The organism is Arthrobacter sp. (assembly GCF_048266065.1).
Taxonomy (GTDB): domain Bacteria; phylum Actinomycetota; class Actinomycetes; order Actinomycetales; family Micrococcaceae; genus Arthrobacter_H.
In genome coordinates this window covers 125,417-150,598 of sequence record NZ_JBLXAH010000007.1, presented here as the reverse complement: position 1 = coordinate 150,598, position 25,182 = coordinate 125,417, and the positions used below count along the sequence as shown (strand labels likewise).

Here is a 25,182-nt window from a genome sequence, read left to right as displayed (position 1 = left end):
GAATAGTCGATCACACACAGCCGATCCCTGCGTCCTCGGGAAAAACGAGCCGCCACCGGCTCTCCAAGGGCGGTGACCGACAGGCGAACGCCTCGCTCTACCGCATCGTTCTGGTGCGCATGTCCAGGGACCGAAGAACAAGGGAATACGTGATCAAGCGCACCGCCGAGGGCAAAAGCAAGAAAGAGTTGATCCGCTGCCTCAAACGCTATGTTGCCCGAGAAATCTACCGGGTTCTACGAAACCCTCGACAGACTCCGCCTACCAACGACCTGCAGCCGCTGCGCATCGCATTGGGACTCACGATGACCACCGCCGCGATGGAGCTCGGCGTCTGGCCCACAACAATCCAACGAATCGAACGCGGACAAATGCGTGACCACGACGCGATCGAACGCTACCGGGACTGGATCGAACACAAAACCCTGATCGACGCTTGACAACAATAGGAGCATCATGAGGCACTGCGCGTGCCCTGACCGGAGCGCACCCACGACCCTGTACACCAAACAGTCGAACGGGAAGGCGCCGACCGAGACCCCGCACGCACGGACCGGCACTCTCCAACGCCTTATAGGCTGCGGGGTTTCTTGACAGATAGCCGTGCAGTGCCACCACGACAACCATTGCATTCGTCCCCTGCAGCGTTGTCAAGAATCTGCAGAGACGCGTCGGACACGGATACAATTTGTCGCGCTGGGGGGCTAAATTCAGACGGGACGGACGTTTTTATGGGAAAACGTCGGCCATTGGGGGCAAGCTTCGCATCGCAGCGAGTAGGCAATCTTCGGTCGCTCCATCGACGTTGGCTCCCGCGCGCCTACTTCCGCATGATTCGCCCAACCCGATCGCGGCGCTGACCTCAATAGTCTCCCGGCCTGGATAGACTCGGTGTGCGTTCGTTAGGCGGATGCTGTCCCGGCTCATTCTGAGCCGTTGAGTTGCAATTTGGAAGTGGGGAACAGTGGCGAGTATCACCGAAACCGAAACCGTAGTCAAGAGGATTTTGCCCTACCTTGAACGACGTGGCTACGGCATCGGCGACTTGACGTTTGAGCTGGCCACCACCGATCAGCCTACGAAAAAGTTCATTGATATAGCTGTGAATGCTGGTCACAAGAAGCCGCAGTTCCTCGTGGAGGCCAAGCGAAAATCACATCGCCTGGTGCAGGCTGATCGAACCCAGGCGATCAAGTATGGCAAAAGCGTTGGCGTGCCCTTTGTCGTCGTGACCAATGGTGTCGACCTCGAACTCTGGAACACCTCCACATCCGAGCAAATCCAGTTGGTTTCAGCCAAGGGCGGCCAAATGATGGTGCCTCACCGTTCGAAGCTGGCGAAAACGATGAAACGCTTTCGCGACATTCCGAGTACTTCAAACCTGAACGAGCAGGACGAGTCTCTTCCCTTCCGTCCCGGGTTGCCCCTGAAGCAACTCAATGCGTTGTTCGCCAGATGCCACAGCAAGATTCGGACGCTCGAGAAGGATGAGGACAACGCCTTTTCAGATTTCTCAAAGTTGCTCTTCCTTCGGCTCCTCGAGGAAAAATCGGACGCTGCACTCGGTGATGTGACTGAAACTTTCAAGCTCCCATATAGCACCCGCTTCCATGAACTCGCCGCAATGCCTCCGGCAAATAACGACCAGGTACGTTCCCTCGTCGACACTGCCATTGATAACTGCCGGCAACAATACGGCGAGGTCATCACGAGCGGTTTGCATATCAAGCAGCCTGCAACCTACAAGTACCTGGTCACCGAATTGTCGAAGGTGTCGTTTACCGACAGCGGACTGGACACCAAGGGAGCTGCTTTCGAATACTTCGTGCGCGCCACACTGAAGGGGAAGAAACTCGGCCAATACTTCACCCCCCGCCAGCTAGTAGAACTCATGCTGGAAATGGTGGGACGGAGGCTGATTGTCGGAAGCACCATGTCCGGGGAGCCATTGAAAGTCATTGATCCGGCTTGCGGCACCGGTGGGTTCCTCGTGTTCTTGATGAAAGATGCCCTCGCCCAAATTGATGCAGGCGTAGCAGAACGCGACTACTCAGTGGACTCCGGCAAAAAAGCCAAGAAGCTCATCAAAGAAGAGACGTTCTACGGCATCGACGCTAACGCCGGTGTCGCTTCCAGTGCCAAGATGAACATGATCATTTCTGGCGACGGGCATACGAACATTGGACACGCGAATAGCCTGTCCAAAGATGCTCCATTTTGGTCCCTCGACTCGCCCGAATACGACCTCGTGATCAGCAATCCGCCTTTTGGCACGAGTGAATCTGATCTGCCCGCGGACGACCTCGCAGATTTTCCCGTCAAGACTTCAAAGGGGCAGTTACTGTTCCTTCAGAAAATGGTCCGCTCGGCAAAGGTAGGGGGTTACGTCTGCACGGTAATCGACGATGGCGCATTGAATACAGAGTCGGCAGCCCCCGTCCGCGAATGGCTCTTGCGGAACGTGAAGATGAAGGGCATAGTCAGTCTGCCCTCCGTTACCTTCAAGCCGAACAAGATCACCGTGAAGTCCAGTGTTCTGTTCATGGAGCGCATCGACCCGAAGGCCAGCGACCACGAAGAAGATGAATACCAGATACCTTTCGTCCAGCTACAGACTCTAGGGTTTGCCCCGTCTGGCGAAGCTCTACGAGGCTTCAACTTTGAAGACCTCAAGAAGGATTTTCGCTCTTTATTCCGCGCCGGCCTCACCGCGCCAATAGACGGCGTCGGGTGGCGCGCCTTCCCCGTGTCTAGCCAGGAAGTCGCAGCGGACGAGCACTACCGGCTTGATCTCAAATACTGGGATCCAGAAATCATCGTAACCATAGAGGCAATGAAGGCTGCGGGCGGTAAGACAATCAAGGAACTGAACCTCATCGATACGGACCGAGGAAAGAGCCCCTCGGCAGCTCTTTACGTTGACCGAGAAGATGGATACGCAATGGTCCTCAAAGCCGGTTCTTCAGTGTCGTCTTTCGGCGAAATCATCGACAACGGCGACTGGATCGAGAAATCCTTGTTCGATGACATGCCCGCACGTTCCATTGTCCAAAAATCGGACGTATTGCTTTCATCCACCGGTGACGGAACGCTTGGCAAATCAGCTCTATACGGGTTGAAGGACCCAGCAGTAGCAGATGGCCATATCACCATTATCCGCGTGGATAAGAAGAAAGTTGATCCCCAGTTTCTTTCCGACTACCTGCGTGAGGGATTCGGGCGCGTTCAGAGCAACCGGCTCTACACGGGCTCTACGGGTCTAATTGAACTGACGCCCGACGCTGTGCAGACTATTGTCGTCCCCACTTATATGTCGCTTGCTGAACAGAAGCAAGCTTCAAAGAGATTGCGATCTGCCGAATCAAAGGCAAGTGCGCAAATCGAAAAGGGACAATGCACTCTCATGGGTTCCAGGAATGAATTCGCCGGACACAACCTGGGCGACGCAGCGTCAGAAGGTGTCTAGGGCATGAGGTGGCACTAGCTCCGCGGTGGCAGGAAAAGCCGAACCGTGCAAATGCGAAGCGGTCCAGTCCGTCCGTTTTCTTGACGACGCCGGCGTCGTGCGGCCTCTTGAGGCTTCACCGCTCACCCCGGACTGAGCAATAACTGGCGTTGCTCGACAAGTATGGAATTCCCTGGGTCGAGCTTCGGTCACAAAATCCGGGAATCGTCAAACACGAAGACGATGTGCAGATAGTTGTTCAGCCTTTTGAATATCCAACGCATTGGGATGGACTATGGAAGCGGCGAGCAATCGCCTACCTTTGAGGTAACTGACTGCAGTTTGGTGCGGTTTGCTGGCAATCAACTGCGACCCGTAGGGGGAGCCCTCACCCGGGCAGCAACTGTTGGGTTCCAGACACGCACGCGTGGGTCCGTGCTTTTAAGCTGGGTCCATCCGGACAGCGTTAGCTTACGGGCCAAGGTGGGCGGGAGTCAGGTAAGACACAATCACTCTCGGGCGCGGCAGCAGCCGGTCCTGGATGGCCAGATGGACAAGGATGGATGAGTGGGCTCGGCCGTGGCCTGTAAACGAGTGGCCAAGTGAAAGGTTGATGTACCTGTGAATCTTGAAAGCAATCCGGAACGTGCATCCCAACTGGCGAGCACGGCTTTAGGGTACTGATGGTCCGGGTAGGTGGTGTGGAACCTCATCACTTCGTGGACACACGAACTCATGACATCGAAGACACCATGTCTCACAACATCGTGGACATTTGTCCTTGCGTAGCAGGCTGGAAAAGTCGATGGCATGACCAACGTACTTTCGCCCAGCACCCGGGCTGCGATCATCAACTACGACCCGACCCAACCCCACGCCTTGACGGTGAGCGAGTTCTGCAAATCACAGAAGATCTCCCGCAGCGTGTTCTACAAGATCCGCAACCGCGCGAGTACCGAATCCACGGCCGCCCTGCATCCCCGCTCCCGGGCGCCGAAACAGCCGGCACGCCGCTACGGGCCGGAAGTCGTCAACGAGCTGGTCAGGATCCGCAAGCAGCTCAAGGACGACGGATGGGACTACGGCCCGCACACGATCTACTACGAGGCAAATATCCAAGACTCCTTCCCCGGAACGAAGGTCCCCTCCGTGGCCACGATCGGCAGGCTGCTGGCCACCGTCGGTCAAGTCGAACGGGCACCACGCAAGCGTCCGAAGTCCTCCTACATCCCCTTCGTGCGGGCCACGGCGATGGCACTGTGGCAACTTGACGCCTTCGAATTCAGTTTGGCCCACGGCCCCACGGTGACCGTCTACCAGCTACTTGACGACGCAACCCGCTACGACGTGGGCAGCTGGGCATACCAGCGGGAGGAGAACAGCACCGATGCCCAACACGTGCTCGCAACGGCCATCGACACCCACGGCGCTCCGCAAGAGGTCCTGAGCGACAATTCATTGGCATTCAACCAACTGCGCCAAGGCAGGATCGGAGCCGTCGAAATCTTCCTGGCCTCCAAGGGCACCATGCCGATCAGCGGCCTGCCGGGCAAACCAACCACCCAAGGCAAGAACGAACGCTCGCATCAGACCCTGCAGCGATTCCTCGCAGCCGACCGCCCCAGCTCGCTGGAGCAGTTGCGCGCCCGGATCACGCACTATAGACAGCACTACAACCACCGCCGGCCACACCAGTCCCTTGACCAGTCCACCCCTCACATCGCATGGGAACTACTCGCCCATACCCCGGCCACGGAGCCGTTGGCGCTGGCGGTGCTCGAGGCCAAGGCCACCGAGTACCGGCAGAAGCGCAAGCTCCAAGACCTCGAGCTAGGGCGCGCCACGGTGACCGTGTCCAAAACGGGGAAGATCATCGAGGACGACATCCTCGGCTCTCAGACCGTGCCGAAACCGACCAATCAACTGCTCGTGGACGTCACCGCTGACAACCGGCAGGTCTACTATCAGGGATATCAGGTGGGATTGCCGACGACGTTTGCCGGACGCCAGTTCCATCGAACGATCACCGACCACGAATTCCTGCTCTCGGATCCGCACACCAGCGAAATCGTGTTCTCCTTCCCGCTGCCCCTGATCGCATTGAAGATGCGTGGACGGTGGGTGGCCTCATACGCGATCCAGGGAGTGCAGCTAACGCACCCTACGAAGCAATGGGCGCGGAAGGCAGCCGCCTACCGCGAGCAATATGCCCAGCGTGAAGAACAAGTGCCGGAGGTGTTCAAACCCGGCTCAGCTCAAGACCTCCAGGACTCGTAGTGCGCGCTGGTAGCTGTAGACGAAGCCATGAGATTCACTGTCCAGGAAGTAACGAGATCCGGTGTCCACGAAGTGATGAGGTTCCACACCAAGTGCCCGGACCAGCCGTACCATCAACCCGTGCTCGCCACCAACTCTGCATCGAGGCGCAGTTGCGATTGATGCTCCGTGTAGAGCACCTGACAGACAGAGAAGTCCGCTCGCCGAGCCTGCTGCCCGGTTGGACCGTTGGGCATGTCCTGACTCATCTGGCACGCAACGCCGATGCGCACGCCCGTCGCCTATCTGGTGCCCTGAATGGTCAGGACGTTCCGAAATACGCAAGCGGCGAGGATCAGCGACGGCGGGAGATCGAGGACGGTGCTACAAGATCGGCCGATGAGATCCTTGCCGACCTTCGTACCAGCGTCTCGCGACTCGAAGAAGTTTTTGCGCTGTCTACAGCTGCAGGGTGGCCTAATGGCCATTTTCGTGGCGGAGGACATTACGGCGCTTCAGGCTGTCCAGCGCACAGGCTACGTGAAGTGGAAATGCACCATGTCGACTTGGGACTTGGCTACAACCCTTCGGACTGGCCCGAAGAATATGTGGTCTGGGATCTCCCGGTATTGCTGTCCACCGTGCCCGAGCGAATCGGTTCCGCTGCAAACCGACGGTCGCTAATGGCTTGGCTCGCCGGACGAGGACCGTTGGACGTAGAGACAACTTCGGCTACTTGGTGATCCCAAAGATCGGCCTGCTAGCGAGCGAACGATTCTGGCCGCGAGGCCGGTCTCTTCCCCCACCTCGCGCACGACGGCACCGCAGACAACTCGCCCTCGGCGATCGACCCAGCGGGCACCTGCCCACCAGTGACCTCCATCGGGAAATCGCCGGGCGTGAACACGAGCAGCTTTCCTTGGTGGACGACGCACCCGACAGCCTTCTTGACCGAACGTCGACTCATGCTCACGACGATACCGGGGGTTGTACGGCAGGCCACACCGTGCGCGCGAAACCTCCAGAGCCACGCGTTGATGAGAGGCTAAGGACCCAAAGGTTAAAGCGAAAAACGAAATTCCACCGGGTTACGGCACAGAGCAACCTCTGAATAGCTGCCCAATCCGCAGACGGGTGTCCACGCGGCTAGGGCACGAGCTTGAGATCGGGCTTCGGCTCTGCAGCCAGGCCCGAACGTTTCGGCTCAGGCCAACTTGGCAGGTCTACGGCGCGACCTCCGTACGCGAGCACAGTCTGCGACGCGAGGTCGCAGCATGCTTGAATGAATCCCTCTGCCCCCATGAGTCGCATCGTGTTCCTGCCGTCCGCGAGCGGCCACAGCGCGCCAGACATGTTTGAGACCGAACGAGGATCCTGACCGTGGTTTAGAAGGTCTCGGAGCATTTTCATGTCAGCCAGATACGCGTTGAGCTGCTGGGTTCCTGAGTAGACAACCCAGCGAGAACGCCGCCCGGGTCGATCCTGAAGAAGTGCACGGGATCGCACAGCCCAATCATTCGTGAAAAGACGAACGTCTTGCCTTGTGCCGGCGTCACGGAGCTTGCCGGGGTTCAAAGGGACGACGCGAGTGTCGTCATCGCCTCTCAAGATGTCATTGAAAAATGCCTCAATCGCTCCATAGGCCATCGTGAACACCGCCCAACGCAGGGCATGTTGCTTCCTCGACTGTCCAAGTCTATTGCCGTCGTCATCGTGCAGCTGGTCAATATCGCGGTGAAGCGTGACGAGGCGACATGGGTTCTCAAGGCCACCGGCAAGTTGCTGGGCAGCATCAATCACGCGAGGCAACCGTACATGCGCCTCCATAGGCATGCTCCTTCCGCTCGGAAACCAGGCCGTCACCACGATCCGGTCTAGCTCGGGTCGCCCTCCGAGAACAGACCCTCTGGCAGCACGTCTTCATGGTGTTCACGCAAATACCGCTTGACGTCCCTGAGGGAGGCATCGTGTTGAAGCCCGCGCTTGTAGTAGAGCAGGCGCTGGTCCGCGGACTCGAGGATCTCCGACCAGCGGCGCACCCAGACCCTGTAGCGCAAGGGCGAGTTCGGATCGAGCTCGGACTCATCGAGCAGCCCTGACTCACGGCCACGCTGGTTGATGTCGCGCCGCACGTCGCTGTTGTAGTCATTCACGACAAGGACGAAGTCCCAGACAGCGTGGGTACCGGCGAACTGCGGATCCTCTACGATGGCGCGGGCATAGCCCTTGATTTGGCTGGCCTCCTTGTACGATGCAACCACGGATGGGGCCTTCAACTCTACGACCAGATGCCGCTTCGTCTCGTGCTCGGGTGCAGCCAGCGAGAACATCAGGTCCAGGCGGCCCTGGCTGCCGTCGGTTTTGGTGACCTTCGTAGTGGTCTCCCCTTCGCGGCCAAGCATGCTGAGGTGCTGCTCGAGCGCTCGGGTGAGACCGATCTCCGAACTCATCATGTTGAACTGCTCCCCGAACACCCAGCTTTCGCGCTCCAGTATCTTGTGCAGGTGGTCTCGCTCTTTCACGAGCCCCTTGGCTTCGGGATTGAAGACGATCTCGCGAAGAGCGCTCAGGAAGTCGAGGCGGTCGGTCACATCGGTAGTCGCCCGGATGAGCCTTGAGAGCGGGGTGCGCTCGAGCAGCCGATCGAGCTCTTCGCTCTCGCCTTTGGCGAGCCCTACGTACTGGTTCAAGAGCGTCTTCACGCCATCGGGGTTCCGCCGGAGCGTGTCCTTGAGGAGCCCCAACGTCAGCTTCTCCTGGCCGCGGGCCTTGGGGACGTGCCGACGAACAGCGGTCGCGACGACATCGAAAGTCGCTCGCTCGACCACTTCCTCCTCCGAGGCGGGATCGCCTTCGTAGGGATAGGTCTTGGCCTCTTTCCAGCGGTCAACGAGCTCGCGACGCTGCTCAGCACGGCGAGCCTCGAAATGGTCCTCGAGCGTGGAGTCCACGACCTGCATGAGGGAACCCAGCAGTGAGGTCTCCGGCTCCATATCGACGAGCAGCACCTCGTTAGCATGCTCCGCCATGTCCTCCCACAGGACGTACGCAGCGAAGTTGAAGTCCGCGAAGCGCCTGATCGGCGTCTCATCGACGGGAACGCCCTTCTCGTCGCACAGATAGAGGGTCCGGCCCTTCACATCTCGCCATTCGACGACCTTCAGCGCGGCTTGGCGCTCGACGCCGTCGTAGGACCACTTCAGCTCGTGCTTCGTCTGGCGATCGATGCTTGCGGCGGGGTCGATCTTGACTCCGTCGTACCGGACTTCGAGCGTCGGGAAAGTCAGCAGATGCAAAGCAAGGGCAGCACCGACGCGCGGCCGCGCAAAGTCACCCTCAAGCCTGCCAAGCGAGTCACGACCTTCAGCTCGGAACTCCGTGTAGGTCGGCCCCTGGGCATCGACAGGATCGGGGCCGGAGAAGTCGTTGCGATGGTCAATGTTTGACGACACGCGAGTCTTCTTGAAGGCGCCCGTTGCATCTTGGCCGACAGTCTCCCACGTTATGCGGGTTCCCAGTGCGAAGGCGCGTAGACGCCCTTGTCCCAACCTGCCGTGCAGAGGTCGCTTCTCACGCTCGGTGACGCGCGCCCCAAGCTTCCAGGAGTTCCCCACCCACTTGAAGTCCTGCTCCACGCGTTCCGGGCTCATGCCGAGGCCGTCGTCGCGGACGGTTACGCCGACAATGCCATCGGCGATATTTCGATCGAGGGCCACTGACACCTCATTGGCGTCAGCATCAAAGCTGTTCCAGATGAGTTCGATGATCGCTCGTACCGGATCCGTCTCGCCAGCGAGACGCTGGACCAAGTCATTTCCGGCGGTGAGGGTAATTCGAGGCATGGACTCATTGTGCCAGTAGACGGCGACACTCTTCGTGACCGTGGTCGGGCATGCAGGCAGAAGCCCGAAGCATCCACGATCCCAGCTTGTTGTCGCACCAGTTCGTACCAATCGTGACTGAGCGGCGGCACAGAAGTTCCGAAACGGCAACTGTCTAAAGACCATCCTCGATGCAAAAACCGACCGCAGCGGTCAGGGAGCCTCAGCACTGGCGCGTGAGCACCCTGGTCACACCGAGAATGCCTGACCGCACAGAGCCCGTCCGGGGCGAAAATGGCGGAAAGGCAAGCCTTGAGTGTCCCGTCTGAGCGTTGCCAAAGGTTCAGTTCGAAAAACGAAATTCCACCACGTTCCGTAACCGAATATCGTTCCGATCAGAGCATCTCTGACGACAAGCGTTCGGGCTGACGCAACCCCATCAGAAATCATATGAAAAAATGGATCCCCACCGACTTCCGGTTTAGGCAAATCTCTGGATAGGTTCCCCCTCGCCCTCCGGCCCAGGGCGTGAGTGAGAGACGCGAATCTACTCCTTGTACATTCCCACTCGGGTAAACCGCTCATCTCTTCGCTATGGCAGGCTCATACCCCTCGAATTGGGTCGGCCGACAAGCGTTCCGCCACCTGCGTGGGCAGAACGCGGTGTTCCCAGAAGATACGGGCGCACTCGATGTGCAGTATTTCCCTAGAAACGCCCGTGCCGACGCTTCTCAGTTCAGTGCAGGCTCGGATTACATCATGGGCGACATCCTGCAGTTGTTTTGGCATACTCCGGAAGAGGTGACCTCCCGCAATCGGTACCGCATCAGGATCGACCACGCTGCGCGGTGTCACGATGACTGAGATACTGGCCTCGGGAGGACGCTCTACCTCGCGGTCGGCGGCTACAGACGCGAGCTGACTGTTGGCTTGCCGAACATAGTCCATGCTCAACATACCCTCGGCTGTCTGTTCACTCTTCGCCTCGACTGTCATCCAAAGGGAAGGCCAAATCCAAACGGCGTCTGCCCTACCCTGCCCCGAGGGCTTGAAAGATTCTGCACCGAGGAGCTTGCCGAGTTCCACCAGCCCTTGTTCATACTGGGTGGCCCCTCGTTGATGGAGGTTGGCCAGCATGATGGAGGACTGCCGCTCGAACCGGGTTGCAGATCTTAGGGGACCTTGGAAAAGAGTCAAAACGCCATCAACACCTTCTTGATCGACCGGTTCTATGTCGTGAGCTGCGCTCGGCAGCGGCTGAATTTCCTTTAGCCATGACGTGCCAGTTGCATCTCTGTGAGCTTCGCGAAGTAGCCGGAAACTTCGTTCAGAAGCGGCTGACGAGGGATCAGCGGAGGCGAGGGCGGACCAAGCGCTCCCGAAGTACGCCCACAGGGCACGGTACGGGCGAACACCAGGTGAGGTCAGGTGCTCGAAAACTTCAACGGCGGCACTCGCCGCTGCATCCCACTCCTGTTGCCAGGCGTGCGTCCATGCCTTTACTTCTCGCGCAGTGCTCGCCGACAGTTCAGCCGCATGCGGCTGTGACTCTCGCTTGGCTGCACGGCGCAACTTAACCAATTCAGGTTCGGCATCTTGTTGCCAAATTTCATCTTGGTGAAGTGCGCTCTCGGCGAGATAGACAAGATCATCTGCGCCTACCTGGCTTTGTTCGAGTCCAAACGTGATTTCGGCCTGCAGCTCGACCGGCAGCGATTTGCGGACTTCGGTCCGTGAGAGGAACCGAAGGATGTCTTCGCCGATGACAACGACAACTGCCCAGTCCTTTGGCCCGCGTGTGCACCGTCCAACCCCCTGGAGGACGCGAGTGCGGATGCGCTCCTGGAGTATCTCCACAGCACGCAGTTTGGTTCCCAAGAAGCGATCCTGAAGGTGGGAAGCGGTCGGCAGCTCGGACATCATCATCATTCGGCACGCATCGTCGGCCAGGTCCATGCCGTCGTAGCGGTTAGGTGCAATTAACGTGCCGTTGACGGCCTCTATGAATGGCTCGATGCCCGATTCGGCGTCTTTGGCGGTGTATCTATCTTCCTCTGGCACGTCGAATAGGTCCGCCATGGCTTTCGCGGATTCACTATCAGGGGTGAGTATTAGGCGCTTCTTGGCCAGATTGAGGAGTTCACCCGCGAGACCCGCGTCTGGTTTCGCGTCGTCGTCGCTCGCTTCCATCAGACTGTTTCTGTTTTCCTTGGTGGCAATCCGTTGGGAGGAAGATGCCAGCTGGGGAAAGACGAAAAACCGGCGTCCGCTGCCCGTGCGGTCCCAGGCCTCTGGAACGGGCACTCGTTTGATGCCGGTCCGTCCGAAGGCACGTTCTAGCTCACCAGCGTCTCCGAGCGTCGCTGACAGGTAGATTCTCTGGGTTGGGGTGGTGAAGGGGTGATGCTGGAAGGTCGGCGGAATCATGGGGCGAATGTAAATCTCGCGGCGGGAGACATAGAACAGACAAGAACTGAGACTTTCGCGCAGCATCCTGAAGCGGTAGGAGGGGTCATTTTCCAGGGTCGCCAAAACGCGATCGATGTCTGCCGCATGGCGCGCTATCGCTCCGATGGGAAGGAGTCTGACCTCGCTGGCATCAGCGGCCGGGCTGGCTGGGGCCACCATCCGCGCGACGAAGGTCGGCTCGATCCAGTCGGCTAGTGCGTCGAGAAACTGCTGGTATTGGTCCAGTTTGCAATCGACCGTCAGCGCCCATGCCTCTGCGACATATCCTTCGGCAGCATGGGCGTCATCAAACATCAGCGTCTGAGCGTCGGCCAGGTGTGAATTGAGGTTGAAGATGGCGCTATAGGTGGTGATAGCAATAGCTTCGCCACGCGTATATCGGCCGAGTTCCGCCTGGTCCCAACAACGATTCGATCCGATCAAAAGGGTCGCTTCGATGCCCTGCGCCTTCGCTTTCGCCAATACCTGGCGAGCTAGTTGTTTGGTGGGGCATGCATAGACCACCCGTTGCTGAAGCGTCCGACGCCGCCATTCGCAGATTAGAAGCCCGACGAGTGTCTTGCCTGATCCGGTAGGCAACTCCAGGGCTACATCCGGCGTCTCTCGATGGTCATTGGAGTATGTACGCAATTGGTCGGCCTGATGAGACCACAATGCGCCTACACCGGTCGGTGTCCGGGGCAGCTCCCCGAACATTGCTTCAGGATCGATGGAAGTAGTCGCGGGTTCGCCGACCGGTCTGAAGCGAGGACGGGCTCTGTCTTCCCTGCCAATTGGGGTCATTCCTACAGTTTGCCCCACTGACGCCTTCTTATGCCCCAACGAGCACGAGGTTCCGACATGCCTTGACCTAACGCCCGGACCGCTCGCGACCATTCGTCGACGGGAAGATGAGATCCGGAACATCGATGCGGAGGTGGCCCCGAATTTCCGGCCTCACCGGGCACCAACTCCAGATTCCGGAGGCCTCCAAGCAACGCGGACCTCTGTCTTAACGACAAGCTGCGGGTCCAGTCATTCATCGTGAAGGTCGGCCGGCACGATGGCAGATGTGCGGTCGTGGTCATGCCCTAAGAAGTGACAGCCGGACGGTTGAGAATTGTGTCCGCTATCAACCGCTCCCCCAGCTCACGGTCTTGCACCTCCGCATTACGCCAGACGCGTGATCATCGCTTGTACATGTCTGGCGTTCCAATCACAGTAAGGGAAAACGCTAGGCTACAAGCTCCAGGCGATCGAGAACGCAAGGCATGGAGTGCTGTGCTAAGTCATCTGTCGGGGTGGAGGAAGGGCGCGTGGGAGTGGATCAAAGTTGGGACGAAGTCTTTGGTGACCTGGATGTACGAACACTTGATCCCGATCAACGCCTTGACCTAGTGGACAAGTGGATTTCCGAGGCCCTCACGGGTAAGTCCTGGGCCGCGCTCAGCGGTGGGGACGAAGCCCAGCTCGTTTGGGACGCCGCTGTACGGTCGTTCCTGGATGGAAACTGGGTTGCGGCGATCCTGTGCGCCCACGCGGTGGCAGAGCGAGAATTAGCCGGTATGGTCCCAGCACTAAGCACCTCGGCCCTCAATCAATTCCAAAGTCCTCCCAAGCGTTGGGAGAGGATGGGCCTGGGTGAGCTTCTGACAGCGGTCGAGAAGTTCGGGGTTCTGGACCCCGAACTCCTATCGGACCTGAGGCGCCTGGCTGATGTGCGCAAGCCCTACGGCCATTGGCGACCGTACCTAGACGAACAATCAATCAATCAGCGAGTCATGGCCGAACATCGTGCTACTGGAAACCTAGACTACGACAACTTGGTTCAGCGACTCATCGTTCGAGACGCCACCCATTCCATGCGTACGACGGCCCACTTGTACTTCGGCAGCTATGGTTTCGGCGGACCGTAGTACTAACTCTTCCTTAGAACATCGGTCTACAAGCGATCAGCCATGCATTAGCAAGATCTCAATGGCCACCACGAAGCACTGCTCACGCTCTACGACCCCGCTATTGAGTATTTGGGGCCGGCGAATGCCTGCTAACAAACCCCAAGACAGCGGTCTATTGGGTTGCGTAGCGGTCGTTACGGTACAGGTGCCCATAAGCAGGGTCGCTCCAACGGGTCGGACGCGCCGCGTAGCGTTCGGCGCATCAGGCATGGTGATTCGAACAAAGGAGAGGACCATGGCAAAGCCCGGAATCGAAACCTATAACGAGGACGGCACTTGGAAGAGCAGGCGTCAGGGGAACAGCCGCGCCTTCTCTGCAGGTGGGACAAAGGCGGAACAACAGGCACAGGGGCGTGCGGCCGCAAAGCGTGATCAGGTCGAACACACCGTCAAGAACCTCGACGGAACCATCGGCGCCAAGAATTCCTACGGGAACGACCCCCATCCTCCGCGCGACAAGAACTAGGAGTGAGGACCAAAATGATTCTGACTTTTGAGGCACTCAGCGTTCTTCACTGGTTTTCCGAGCAGCCAGAAGGAGATCATCACATACCGGACGACGTCTGCCCGGAGAAATATCATGCAGGCATCTACCACGAGCTCGTTGACAATCAACTGATCATCTCGGAGGAACGCCTGGGTGGCGGCTACTCGTTCCAAATTTCACCACGTTCCTACGCTGCGGTCGATCGGCTGGCTCGACGTTACCGGCAAGGGGCCATACAGCTGTGGATTCTGCAGCGCGTTGCCGCAGCCCCCGACCAGGGAGCCGCCAGCGAGCACTTCCCTCCCGAGGGCGTTCAAGGTGAGCCCGTCTCGGCCGGCGAGTATGAACAAGCCGTAGAACGCCTCGTGTCCGAAAAACTCATTTCCGGTTTCCAGACCTTGGGCGGCGAACTGGTGCGTCCCGAAGTGACAACAACGGGCCAGGACGTGCTCGAATCGGGACTCACTCCTGCAGACTGGAAATCACGGCAGTCAGGAACCTCGTCGACAACGACGTACGGTGATAGCAACACGATGACCATCTCCGGAGGGAACGTCGGCGCCGCACAGCAGGGCTACGCGAACACCGCCAACGTGACCCAAACCATCAGCATGGATTTGGAAGCATACAACGCTGCCATGGGCCACCTTCGCGACATTCTCGCCAGCGCGCTGCTGTCGGGAGAAACCCGGCAGGCGGCGATGGACCAGCTGGATCTGGTAGACGAGACCGCCAAGACTGGCGGATCCCGTCAACGAATCCAAGGCCTGCTCCACATGTTCACTGCTGCACTGCCAGCAGCGCTGGCGACCGACGCCTCCGGGCTGGTATTTGACCTCCTCGCGGCCATCCCGCAATAGTCGCGAGCACCTCCTGCGCGCTGTAATCGCGGGCTACAGCTCACCCGCAAAGATCCAGCTAGCGGCCCAACCTGCGGCCCTTGAAAGGAGCCATGCCACAAGGTGCGGTAGGTTGCTGGAATGGCGCGTGATCCAGCTTCCAGGGTCGAGTGGCTGCTTCTCTACCAGCGCGGCCTCGAACCGAACGACATCGCCCGGATCTGCCATACCCTCCCCCGGACCGCCGAGGCCTTCATCCGGGGTCAACTCGAACAAGACCCCAACCTATTCGATACGCGGCTTTGCCGGTGCCTGGAGCCCTCGCTCCCGGTTTTCCGTGCCGAGGACAGCAAGCGGGGGTGGCACGGCAACCGGCTCTCGCTCGCCCGCTTCGTCCAAGCCCATGGGCGGTTCCCCCGGAGCGCTGCGGACACAACAACGGTCTCCGGCGCGTTGGAGGTGTCCCTGTACCACTGGATGCGTGCCCAACGCAGTGCATCCGCTGCCGGCCACCTCACGGCCCGGCAGGAACGCCAGCTTGAGTCCATATCCCGGTGGACCGTTCTCGGACGCGACCAAATGAACGACCGGCATTGGGTTGAGCGAATTACAACCTGCAGGGCGTTCATCGACAATGAAGGCCGGCTGCCGGCCTACCGGGGCGGATCGACCGACCATGAGCGCAGCCTCGGTGCGTGGCTGAGCCGACAACGATCACGAGCACGCCGCGGGGCACTCCCCATGGCCCGGGTCAGGGTGTGTGTGATCGACTATTCATAGGCCAGCTCAGCAGGGAAATCCTGCCCTCGACGGCCTTCTGGCCTTGGCGAACCGGTCGCCGATCCGTTCCTAGCACTTCCAGACCCGCACGGCTGCTCCTGGTCGTTTCAGGGTTCCCGTCCTACGGCGTCATCAACAAGATGCTTGCCGCGCCTGATTGGCGCCAGCCTCATCCTCGACAGGCGCCTGAGTTCCGGCGCTGTGTCACGGCCCCGGAGCTCATCGAGAGACACCTTCATCCGTGCCACAAGGACTTCGCGTCGAGTTGTGCCGGGATCAGGTTCTTCATTCAGCGAATCGCACGTCCGACGATTCTCGGCGTTTTCGCGCCGGCGCGGCACCCGGACGATCGGCGGCAGATCCAGCGCCGCCAGTTTCTTCTCCCTCTCTGGGGTTGTGCGGCCCAACTGCTCGTCGAGGGTGACCCTCAGCTGAGCTTTGAGGATTTTCATCCGCAACGCATTGGAGAGTGAAGCGCGGTCTGATGGACTGCGGGTGGGCCCGTCGTTCTCCGAGTCGGAGGTCCGGCGATCCGCCGCGTTTTCATCCTGGCGCGGCACCCTGAAGAGTGGCGGCAGAGGCAACGCCGCCAGTTTCTTCGCACTCTCGGGAGTCGTGCGGCCCAACTGTTCATCCAGGGTGACCCTCAACTGCGCTTTCCGGATTTTCATGCGCAGCTCATTGGAGAGCAGCGCGCGGTCGAATGTGCTGCTGGCCGGTGCGTCGTTCTGCGGGTCGGGGGTCCGGCGTTCAGCAGCTCTTCCGTCCTGGCGCGGCACCCTGACGAAGGGTGGCAGATCCAACGCCGCCAGCTTCTTCGCACTCTCGGGAGTTGTGCGACCCAGCTGCTCGTCAAGGGTGACTCGCAACCGTGCTTTGAGGATTTTCGTGCGCAACGCGTTCGAGAGTGTCTGCCAGCCGTCCCGGCGACGGTCCGCCGTGCCTTCGTCCTGGGGCCGCTCCCTGACGATCGGCGGCAGCTCGAACGCCGCCAGTTTCTTCACCGCGTCGGGGGTAGTGCGACCAAGCTCCTCGTCGAGGGTGACCCTCAAACGTGCTTTCCTGATCTCGCGGCGCAATACATTGGACAGTGGCTGCCCGTCGTATTGGCGGTACTTCGTGGCGTCGGCCATGTGGACCTCCTCGCTGTTCCCATTGTCGCCGGATCAGGGAGGCTGGTCCATAGAGTGGCAACCGTTTACGAGACCCTGGCCTGCCACTGTCACGCCCATGCCTTCCGCGAGGGGAACACGCGCAGCCAGACCGTGTTTTTCGAGCAACTCGCCCGCGATGCGGGCTGGAGCCTGGACGTCGCCCGCCTCTCGCCACACCACCCGCAATCGGTCTACGACGCGTTCGTGGCCGCCCGGTTCGAGCACCAACGCCTGCGGGGCTCCGCTGGCAACGGCCCGGCAGAGGCCGCCAGCAGCCCGCAGGCGTCGTGGCAGCTCGCCGACGTGCTCCACGGCCTCGTCGAGCCCGTGGGCTCGTCTGAGGGCCGCCAGAGGCGCGGCGAAGCCGAGCCCGGGGTGGAGACAGGACATGTGGCAGTGCAGGATGCCAGGGAAGTGCAGGTTGCGGGCCCGAAGGCCCGCCACGCACGGCATCCCGAACTGCGGGGCATGAAGCTGGACCCCTATGGTCTGGCGGATGAACCCGTTACCAGTGCCGGCGGCGACTACCAGCCCTGATATACGCCATGTGAACCAATGACCCGACCCGGGGTCCAATGCCGAAGGGAGAACCACCATGAAGCCCGTGCAACCGATCGTCGTCCGGCCCTCGACACACCTGGAGACCATCGCGGCCGCCGCGCTGGCCTCAGGTCTCGCCCTGGCCGCTGCGGATCCCGCCAGCGAGCCCTGGGCCAGCTGGCTCGGTGGGAGCTTCACCAAGAGCGTGCGCCGGGCCAAGCGCCCCGTCGAGCTCGACAAGGTGCGGCTGCTGGATCTTCCATGGGCCGAGATCAGCGTCGGCGGCGCCACCGCCATCGGCTTCGCGCCGCTGGACGCAGCCGGGTTCCCGCCGGCCATCAAGCGCCTGCAGGTCACCGGGCTGGACCTGCCCGTTGAGGGCACGGTGCCTGCGGGAGGATGTTTCGGCCATCCGGGTGCGCTCGTGCCGCTCGTCGAGCTCAACGCAGACGTGGCCATGAGCACCGGCAAGGCAGCCGCACAGGCGGCGCATGCCCCCGGAGCCTGGCTGCTCACGCTCGGGCCCTCCGCACGCCGCACCTGGGCCGATGAGCCGGGCCTGCACCTGGGCACGGCCAGCTTCGCCCAGGACGCCGAAAAGCCCGCGTCGATCGTCATCACCGACAACGGGCTGACCGAGATCGCACCTGGTACCCGGACGGCCCGCGTGGCACACCTCGGCCCCGCCGCCGGGGGACGCTGAGCACGTGGCCGGAAGGCCGACGGAGGGGCGTACCACTTGGGGTGGTACGCCCCTTGGCCCACCTCGACAGCGATAAATCGCCCAATAGGCGCGGTTCGCTGTTGCTCGGGGAGGAATTGCAGGCGAGTGGCGTACCCGCGAGGTACCAGCGCAAATGCAACCAATTCCTTACCTGACAAGGGCAAACGCCAGTTTGTACCCGGAGTACCACTTTTTTCCGTGAAACCCCTTATGTGTGCGCGCATGTGTGTACTTTCCCGATCTGGGTGGTACATCGGGTACATATACCACCCAATTCATTGAGATATAGGGGTAAAAGAGCCCAAACGGCGTACCCGATAGGTCCGACCGGCCCGAATTTCGTGGTACGCACCATTTTCTTCCGAGCATCCCAAATTTCCTATCTGACTAGGCAGAACGTTCCTGCGAGCAGGAATTCGAGCGGAAAACCGAGTGGTACATCCGCGGTACTTTTGCCCCTTTTCGGCCCCCACAAGCCCCGAAAGCGCCCCGAGACCACCGAAACCAACCCACAGAAGGAGGCCACAACATGCTGGACACCGGCCGCAATCTCGTCACCGCCCTCGCCGAGCTCGACAAGGTGGCGACCGACCGCCGCGCCTCCCTGGAGGACCTGATCGCGCTGAGCACTGCCCGCTCGTGCGTCGACGAGCTCTTCCGCTCGTGCACCGACGAGCTGCGTGCCGACCCCGCCGTCGCCCCGATGTGGGAGGCCATCTCCTCGGCCATCAGGCTGCAGCCGAACCGGACGGCCTCGAAGGCGAAGAACGTCCTCAGCCAGCCCGACGAGCAGGTCCTGGAGTTTTGGGATGCCTTCGCCCCGCGCTTCGCATGGAACTTCCTCCCAATGGACTTCCTCCACGCCCTGTACGAGCACTGGATGGCCGAGCGGCACCCCCAGGACGTCGCGTTCTCGCGCAAGGCGCTGAGCCGCCGGCTGATGAGTGCCGCCGCCCGGTCCGGGGACTGGTTCCACACCCGTGCCCGCCCTGGCACCCTGATGAACGCCACCGAGCCGCTGGCGTCACGGGTACCCCACTGGCGCCACGACGGCTCCGACGCGGCCATCTACGGCCTGCGCCGCAGCGGCGCCTAGGCACGACCTGTCGACGCCGGCACTGCTCCCCTGGCCAGTGCCGCACCGCCTTGCACCCTGTTCCAACACCCCATGACCCCCACGACCGATCCCGGAGAACCCAGCCATGACAGCAACCAACAAGACCACCGCACCCCGCCCGGCAGCCCTGGACGGCTGGCCCGTCGAGCTCCCCGAACCCTCGATCGGCGTGCACTACGACGAGGAACACACGCTCATCTCCACGGTGACCGTGCCCGGGGACCAAGGCGGGACGATGACTGTCTGGACCGACGAGGACGGCCCCGGCTGCCACGAGCTGGGCGAACTGTATGCCGACGACTTCGTCGGCGTCGGGCAGGACGTCATCGAGCAGGCTGGGGAATGGGCGGGCCGGCAACACGGCGTGCTCACCCGGATGCTGGATGCCGAGCTGCGGCACGGCCTGGCAACGGCCCGGATCCTGGCCGTCGCCGCCGGGGGATCCGAGGACCTCTCCGATGACAGGCTGCACGGGATGGTCGAGCACGGTCGCGCGGCCCTCGCCCGGGCGCGCGAGGACTACGAGATGGCCACCGCCTCACTCATCGCCCGGGCCGTGCTGAAGGACCACCCCGGGGCCGACCACCTCGGACTGGTGGTCGACGGCGGCGACCACGCCGACTTCGTCTCCGGCGCCATCGCCTACGACGCCGCCGGCAATCGGCTCGGCGGCTACCGGGCCGACGCCCAGTACTTCGCGGAGGACGACTCCTACGAAGGCGAAGGCGTGGTCGAACACCTGCCCGAGCTCACCGCAGATCCCGGATGCGCCCACTGGGCGGTGCTGAACAAGGCCGGCGCCGCCAACCCCGAGTACACGATCGACCTTGAGAAGGCCGCAGCCTGGAAGCCCCGGGCGGACCTGTAGACCGCCCCACCAGGGCGTAGTCCACGGCGGGTCGCCACCCGCACTACTTCCGAACACAGCCCCGAGGCCGCCCGCCACCGAGCCGGCGGCCTTTCTGCTGCCCGATACCCACTGGAGAACGCCATGACCACCAACACGCTCGAACGACCCCTCGACACCGAGGGGTTCACTCTCTCCCGGATCAAGGAGGGCGACATGGCCCACGCCATGATCACGCTCTCGCGCCAGTACAGCCGGCCCAAGGAGGCCGTCATCCGCGAGCTGTCCACCAACGCGCTGGAATCACACCAGGCGGCCGGCCATACCGGCCCAGTGGAGGTCAAGGTCCCCAGCGACGCGGATCCCTTCCTCACGGTCACCGATCACGGGCTCGGCCTGGGGTTGGAGGACATCGCGGACGTGGTCGGCAACTATGCCGACTCCACCAAGCGCCACGACGGCCAGGCCACGCCCAACTACGGCATCGGGTCCAAGTCGCCCTTCGCCGTGAGCGACCACTACACCGTCATCGCCATCAAGGACGGGGTCCGCCGGGAGGTCCTGTTCGCCCGGCTCCCCGACGGCAACCCCGGCTACAAGATCGTCTCCACCGAGGACACCGGCGAGGCCAACGGCGTCACCGTGCGGGTTCCCGTGGTGGGTGACTGGCGCGAGCACGGCGAGTGGCTCGATGCAGCCCGGGATGTCTTCTATTGGTGGGAACGGGGAACGTACCGGGTGGACGCCGATACCCTGGTGTCCGAGACCTGCCTCGTCAAACCATCCATGCGGAACTACCGCGAGCAGGCCGACAACCAGGTCTCCACGGACATCGTCCGGGTCCTCCCCGCCACGATGGCCATCGGCCGCCTGGTCACCGTCCGCACCGGCACCACCGGCCACAGCGTGCCCGCGCGCTTCCTGGGCCAACTGGACATGCCGCTACACGGCCTGCACCACCTGGTCGTGGAACTGCCGAAGGACTCGGTCAAGATCTCCCCGAACCGCGAGAGCATCGAGGACACCGAGGGCAACCGCGAACTGGTCCATGGTGCCTTGCGCGAATGGGCCGAGATCGTCACGGGCCCCTACCTGGCCAAGCTGGAGGCGGCGACCAGCAGCTACAACCTGTACCGCGCCTGGGACGAGGCATCCGATACCGAACGGGTGCTCACAGGCACCCGCTGGTTCGACCGTGTCGGAAAGCGCTACGACAAGACGGTCGAGATCGCCCTGAAGCACATCCGGTACCCCAAGGGCGGGCGCCGCACGCGGGAGACCACCCTGGGTGTGTCGGATCTGGCCGAGGGGATGAGCGGTCGTTGCCTGGTGCTGGAGGATCTGGACACCAGGTCCTCGGGGATCATCACCGATTGGCGCAGGGCCAACGGATACGCCCCGGTCTACGTGTTCAAGTCCCCCGAGGACGTACGGCCCTTCATCGACCCGGACGAGGTCGAGTGGGCCACCCTGGAGGACCTGAAGACCGAGACGCCATCCAGGAAGGCGAAGCCGTTGCCCCCGCTGACGGATGCCGACAGGCTCCAGAAGATCGGACGATCACAAGGCTACGGCCAACCCCTGTCCAGATTCGCCGTCACCGTCGGCTTGATCAAGGAAAAGCTGGCGGACGGCCTGCCGCTGGTCATCGGCGTGACCAGGGACTTCGAGGGACTGGACATCGACTACGCAAAGGCGGTGGCCATAACCCGGGGCCCCCGGACCGTCGAGGCCATCGAGGCCGCCCTGGAACAGAAGTCCGTGACACCGCACGAGCATGTGCGTGCCACGCATCTGGCTGCCGTGGCGGGCCTGGACGACGACCAGAAGCAGATCTTCGTCGAGCGCGCGACGGTGTCCCACAGGGCCATCCAGCGCGCGTATTTCCTGGCCTCGACGGGTGCCCGGGACGAGGAGGAATTCGTGTGCCGGTACTCCGAGGCCGTGCTGGAGGCCGTCAAGCCCCTGGCGGAGCTCGAAAGCAGCCTCGACCCGGCCTACGCCTCGCTTCCCGGAATGCCCGAGCCCCGGCTGAACCTCGAGTTCAGGCACACCATCACGTTGCTCGACGAGATCTCCTCCCCGAGCGAGCTGCTGCTGAAGATGGCGCTGCGTGCGGACAAGATGGCAGCGGGTGACCGCAAGCGCCGGGGCAAGCGCACGGGGTCCGGCACCAAGTAGCACCTGCAACACCCCAACCTGCAGGGTCTGGGCACCAGCGACGGATCAACCTCCGCGCCGGTGCCCGGGCCCTGCCATCCCACCAGGCAAAGGAATCGACCATGGGCCACAGGATCACCGCGTTGTTCGCGAACCAGACCAAGGAAGGGGGCTACGGGGACATCTATGACAGCGCCGGGGACTGCCTCGCGGACCATCCGGACGACGTGGTCATCCCCGGGTTCGGGGTCGTGGATGAAGCCACCGGATCCCTCGTTTCCGGGTCCGCCGACTTCTACGACACCGAGGCGGATGCCCGGCTGTTCATCAACACAACTACCATTCCGTAGGGCAGCCACGTTCCGCGGATGAGAAAGAGGAGGTGCCGTCATGGCGAACAGACCCCCCGCCGCTTCCCGCGTGGTCCCCACGCAGGAGGATCTCCGGCGGGCACGCCTGGCACACCTTGAACGCGTGGCCGCATCCCGGGCACGGATGGAGGCCTTCAACCGCAAGGCCGAGAAGAACCGGGCCCGCGGCACCGACAGGGCGCTCCAGGAGGCCGCAGGGAGGTTCCTGGAGCCCGGATCAGGGCTTGCCACCCCCGCGATGCTGGATCTCGTGCGCTGGCCCTACGCGGGCGCCCGGAAGGCCGGGAACGACGTCGCCCCGGCGCTGCGGGAGTCCATCCTCGCCGAGGACGAGGTGTGCGTGTGGTGCCGCACGGCGCCCTCCACGACCATCGACCATGTCCACCCCCTGGACCGCGGGGGCAGCAACCACCCGCTGAACCTGGTCGGTGCCTGCGATCCCTGCAACACGGCCAAGGCCAACTTCCTGCCCAGGGAGCTCGGCTGGGTGCTGCACCTGCCCCTGCGGGCCTTCGCGATGGCGGGCCGGTGATGGCCACCCGAAACGCACCCGCCTGCCCCGCCTGTGGCGTCTGGGAATGCCTGGACTGCGGAATCCGTGCCAGCGGCCGCAACAGGTACTACCCCGGCCAGCACCGCTGCCGCACCTGCAGGAGCCCCCATGGACGGATGCTGCCGGTCCGGCACCGACCCCTGATCCACGAGGACCACGTCTCCTCGATCGGACCCGGGGAAACCTGCCGCTACCCACTGGAATAGCGCCGGCCCGGGTCGGCACACCAGCCATCCGGTACTCCGTGCCCTACAAGTACCCAGACCAGGAGCCTTCATTCATGCTGCGCACCAATAAGCCAACGACGCCGAGCGTCATCAATTCCGAGGTCGTCCCGACCGAGTACGACGTGGGCCGCGACGGCCGGCGGTTCGTCCTCGTCGACGACCGGGGCCGCCGCTTCGCGGGACTCACCCTGCAGCGTGCCTTCCGGCATGCCGAGCGTGCCCAGGACCCCCGTGACCCCATCCACCACGAGCCCTTCCCGCATCCGGGCGACGTACCGGGCTGGGGCTGAAGGGAACCAACCGACGCATGTTTCAGGACATCAGCACTTTGTAATGCGTTTCTGGGTGCTTTACCACCATGGATTTGCCCGGCATTCCATCGTAGAATCGAACCATGACTACCGCAATGGCATCCGGCCAACGGCCCGGCCTGCACGCCCACGAGGACTCGGTCCGGCTCGCCTTCCCGGACCTCGTCTCGCAACTGCGCGAGATGCTTGGAGTGCGGCTGGTCGCCTATATCGGCGGCGTGAAGGCTGCGCGATCCGTGTCCAGCTGGGCAGAAGGGACAAGCACCCCCGGCGAGGTCGACCAGGAGCGGCTGCGCCACGCCTTCCATGCCGCATCGCTGCTGCGGGACCGCTACGACACGACGACGGTGCAATCATGGTTCAAGGGAATGAACCCGGCGCTGGATGACGACGCGCCGGCGCACGTCCTGCGCGAGGCCGACCCCATGGACGGTGCCCGGGGTGTGATCGCCGTGGCGAAGTCGTTCGCGTACGTCGGATGAGCACCCCCGAACCAGAAACCAGCCCCGGGCTGGCGATCGAGGATCCCGAGGAGACCCAACACGTCTGGCGCGTCGGGCATGCCCCCGACCCCTGGGCGTGGACACCTTGGGGCCATGCCGACGACGAAGGCCGTTTCGGCGGCCGCTGGGATGACCAGCAGGGTCCGCGCATCCATCCGTCGAGCGAGCCGGACCGGGTCCACCCGGACCTGCCCGAGCTGCGGGAGGCATTCACCAGGTTCGGCCTGCAGTGGCACGAAGACTGAAAGCCACCATCTCTGCAAGGACCCCTGGTGCCATGACACCCTCGGGTGCAGGATGTGTCCATGGAGCACATGGAGACCGTTTGGCAGTTGGATCCCGGCCGTGCGCCGGGCACTTCGCAGGAAGTCGTCGTGCTCACCTCCATCGAAACCGCTTCCCGATTCGAGGCCGAGGCGGTCCGCACCTGGGTCAGCGACCTCGAGGGCACCGGCCTGGAAGCCGACATCACCGACCCGGTGGAGATCCTGTCCGAGGTGGCGACCGGCAACCTCGCCGGCTTCCATTCCCGCGCGACCGCCGAGGTGATGCACCGGATGGAATCCGACTACGAAGTTGCCGATCTCTTCTGCAGCGACGAGGCCCTCGGTCTCGGATAGGAGTCCGGGATGGCCAGGACC

The 25,182-nt window shown here is 62.1% G+C and carries 23 protein-coding genes and 1 pseudogene; 20 read left to right on the top strand and 4 right to left on the bottom strand.

Annotation, left to right across the window (positions count from 1 at the left end; genetic code table 11):
* Positions 1-2: 2 nt before the first annotated feature.
* From ACN0TP_RS13015 to ACN0TP_RS12995, 5 genes and pseudogenes are all read left to right on the top strand, one after another.
* Positions 3-137, top strand: a pseudogene (locus ACN0TP_RS13015) (transposase); the annotation flags it as partial.
* A 12-nt stretch (positions 138-149) separates the two neighbouring features.
* Positions 150-440 (top strand): hypothetical protein, encoded by a 291-nt coding sequence (locus tag ACN0TP_RS13010; protein ID WP_417219633.1) that lies wholly within the window; start codon positions 150-152, stop codon positions 438-440.
* Positions 441-964: 524 nt separating this feature from the next.
* Positions 965-3,466, top strand: a complete 2,502-nt coding sequence (locus tag ACN0TP_RS13005; protein WP_417219632.1) for an N-6 DNA methylase — start codon at positions 965-967, stop codon at positions 3,464-3,466.
* A gap of 789 nt (positions 3,467-4,255) precedes the next feature.
* The gene (locus ACN0TP_RS13000; RefSeq protein ID WP_417219630.1) at positions 4,256-5,722 is read left to right on the top strand and encodes an integrase core domain-containing protein; all 1,467 of its coding nucleotides are present in this window, start codon (positions 4,256-4,258) and stop codon (positions 5,720-5,722) included.
* Between the two features lie 161 nt (positions 5,723-5,883).
* Complete coding sequence (locus ACN0TP_RS12995) at positions 5,884-6,444, top strand: maleylpyruvate isomerase family mycothiol-dependent enzyme (RefSeq protein ID WP_417219716.1); 561 nt, start codon at positions 5,884-5,886, stop codon at positions 6,442-6,444.
* Positions 6,445-6,847: 403 nt separating this feature from the next.
* On the opposite strand, the gene ACN0TP_RS12990 is transcribed toward ACN0TP_RS12995, so the two are convergent.
* The 3 genes from ACN0TP_RS12990 to ACN0TP_RS12980 all read right to left on the bottom strand — a co-directional run bounded on the left by ACN0TP_RS12990 (position 6,848) and on the right by ACN0TP_RS12980 (position 12,774).
* Complete coding sequence (locus tag ACN0TP_RS12990) at positions 6,848-7,528, bottom strand: hypothetical protein (RefSeq protein WP_417219629.1); 681 nt, start codon at positions 7,526-7,528, stop codon at positions 6,848-6,850.
* 47 nt (positions 7,529-7,575) lie between these two features.
* On the bottom strand, positions 7,576-9,543 hold the full coding sequence (locus ACN0TP_RS12985; protein WP_417219627.1) for an ATP-binding protein: 1,968 nt from the start codon (positions 9,541-9,543) through the stop codon (positions 7,576-7,578).
* Between the two features lie 582 nt (positions 9,544-10,125).
* Positions 10,126-12,774 (bottom strand): DEAD/DEAH box helicase family protein, encoded by a 2,649-nt coding sequence (locus tag ACN0TP_RS12980; RefSeq protein ID WP_417219625.1) that lies wholly within the window; start codon positions 12,772-12,774, stop codon positions 10,126-10,128.
* A 512-nt stretch (positions 12,775-13,286) separates the two neighbouring features.
* Here ACN0TP_RS12980 and ACN0TP_RS12975 point away from each other — a divergent pair.
* The 4 genes from ACN0TP_RS12975 to ACN0TP_RS12960 all read left to right on the top strand — a co-directional run bounded on the left by ACN0TP_RS12975 (position 13,287) and on the right by ACN0TP_RS12960 (position 16,034).
* The gene (locus ACN0TP_RS12975; protein ID WP_417219623.1) at positions 13,287-13,886 is read left to right on the top strand and encodes a hypothetical protein; all 600 of its coding nucleotides are present in this window, start codon (positions 13,287-13,289) and stop codon (positions 13,884-13,886) included.
* A gap of 277 nt (positions 13,887-14,163) precedes the next feature.
* Positions 14,164-14,394 carry a DUF2188 domain-containing protein gene (locus ACN0TP_RS12970; RefSeq protein WP_417219621.1) on the top strand — a complete coding sequence of 77 codons (231 nt, stop codon included), beginning with the start codon at positions 14,164-14,166 and terminating at the stop codon, positions 14,392-14,394.
* 14 nt (positions 14,395-14,408) lie between these two features.
* A complete protein-coding gene (locus tag ACN0TP_RS12965) occupies positions 14,409-15,275 on the top strand; it encodes a hypothetical protein (RefSeq protein ID WP_417219620.1) in 867 nt (288 codons plus the stop codon).
* A gap of 120 nt (positions 15,276-15,395) precedes the next feature.
* Positions 15,396-16,034 (top strand): helicase associated domain-containing protein, encoded by a 639-nt coding sequence (locus tag ACN0TP_RS12960; protein ID WP_417219618.1) that lies wholly within the window; start codon positions 15,396-15,398, stop codon positions 16,032-16,034.
* 107 nt (positions 16,035-16,141) lie between these two features.
* Here ACN0TP_RS12960 and ACN0TP_RS12955 read toward each other — a convergent pair whose 3' ends face one another.
* Positions 16,142-17,167, bottom strand: coding sequence for a hypothetical protein (locus ACN0TP_RS12955; RefSeq protein WP_417219616.1), 1,026 nt, complete (start codon positions 17,165-17,167; stop codon positions 16,142-16,144).
* 54 nt (positions 17,168-17,221) lie between these two features.
* Between ACN0TP_RS12955 and ACN0TP_RS12950 the strand changes: the two genes are divergently transcribed.
* The 11 genes from ACN0TP_RS12950 to ACN0TP_RS12900 all read left to right on the top strand — a co-directional run bounded on the left by ACN0TP_RS12950 (position 17,222) and on the right by ACN0TP_RS12900 (position 25,161).
* Positions 17,222-17,725, top strand: coding sequence for a hypothetical protein (locus tag ACN0TP_RS12950; protein ID WP_417219614.1), 504 nt, complete (start codon positions 17,222-17,224; stop codon positions 17,723-17,725).
* Between the two features lie 58 nt (positions 17,726-17,783).
* Entirely contained in the window at positions 17,784-18,431 is a 648-nt protein-coding gene (locus tag ACN0TP_RS12945) for a hypothetical protein (protein WP_417219613.1), read from the top strand.
* A gap of 550 nt (positions 18,432-18,981) precedes the next feature.
* A complete protein-coding gene (locus tag ACN0TP_RS12940) occupies positions 18,982-19,548 on the top strand; it encodes a hypothetical protein (protein WP_417219612.1) in 567 nt (188 codons plus the stop codon).
* Between the two features lie 106 nt (positions 19,549-19,654).
* Positions 19,655-20,437, top strand: coding sequence for a hypothetical protein (locus ACN0TP_RS12935; RefSeq protein WP_417219610.1), 783 nt, complete (start codon positions 19,655-19,657; stop codon positions 20,435-20,437).
* Positions 20,438-20,560: 123 nt separating this feature from the next.
* Positions 20,561-22,597 (top strand): hypothetical protein, encoded by a 2,037-nt coding sequence (locus ACN0TP_RS12930; protein WP_417219609.1) that lies wholly within the window; start codon positions 20,561-20,563, stop codon positions 22,595-22,597.
* Between the two features lie 101 nt (positions 22,598-22,698).
* Positions 22,699-22,926: a hypothetical protein gene (locus ACN0TP_RS12925; RefSeq protein ID WP_417219607.1), complete on the top strand. Its 228-nt coding sequence runs from the start codon at positions 22,699-22,701 to the stop codon at positions 22,924-22,926.
* Between the two features lie 40 nt (positions 22,927-22,966).
* Positions 22,967-23,479, top strand: coding sequence for an HNH endonuclease (locus ACN0TP_RS12920; RefSeq protein ID WP_417219606.1), 513 nt, complete (start codon positions 22,967-22,969; stop codon positions 23,477-23,479).
* A 301-nt stretch (positions 23,480-23,780) separates the two neighbouring features.
* On the top strand, positions 23,781-24,017 hold the full coding sequence (locus ACN0TP_RS12915) for a hypothetical protein (RefSeq protein WP_417219605.1): 237 nt from the start codon (positions 23,781-23,783) through the stop codon (positions 24,015-24,017).
* A gap of 104 nt (positions 24,018-24,121) precedes the next feature.
* Positions 24,122-24,520, top strand: coding sequence for a hypothetical protein (locus ACN0TP_RS12910; protein ID WP_417219604.1), 399 nt, complete (start codon positions 24,122-24,124; stop codon positions 24,518-24,520).
* Positions 24,517-24,786 carry a hypothetical protein gene (locus tag ACN0TP_RS12905; protein WP_417219602.1) on the top strand — a complete coding sequence of 90 codons (270 nt, stop codon included), beginning with the start codon at positions 24,517-24,519 and terminating at the stop codon, positions 24,784-24,786. Before ACN0TP_RS12910 ends, ACN0TP_RS12905 begins: the two co-directional genes overlap by 4 nt.
* 60 nt (positions 24,787-24,846) lie before the next feature.
* Positions 24,847-25,161, top strand: coding sequence for a hypothetical protein (locus ACN0TP_RS12900; RefSeq protein WP_417219600.1), 315 nt, complete (start codon positions 24,847-24,849; stop codon positions 25,159-25,161).
* The last annotated feature ends 21 nt before the right edge of the window (positions 25,162-25,182 follow it).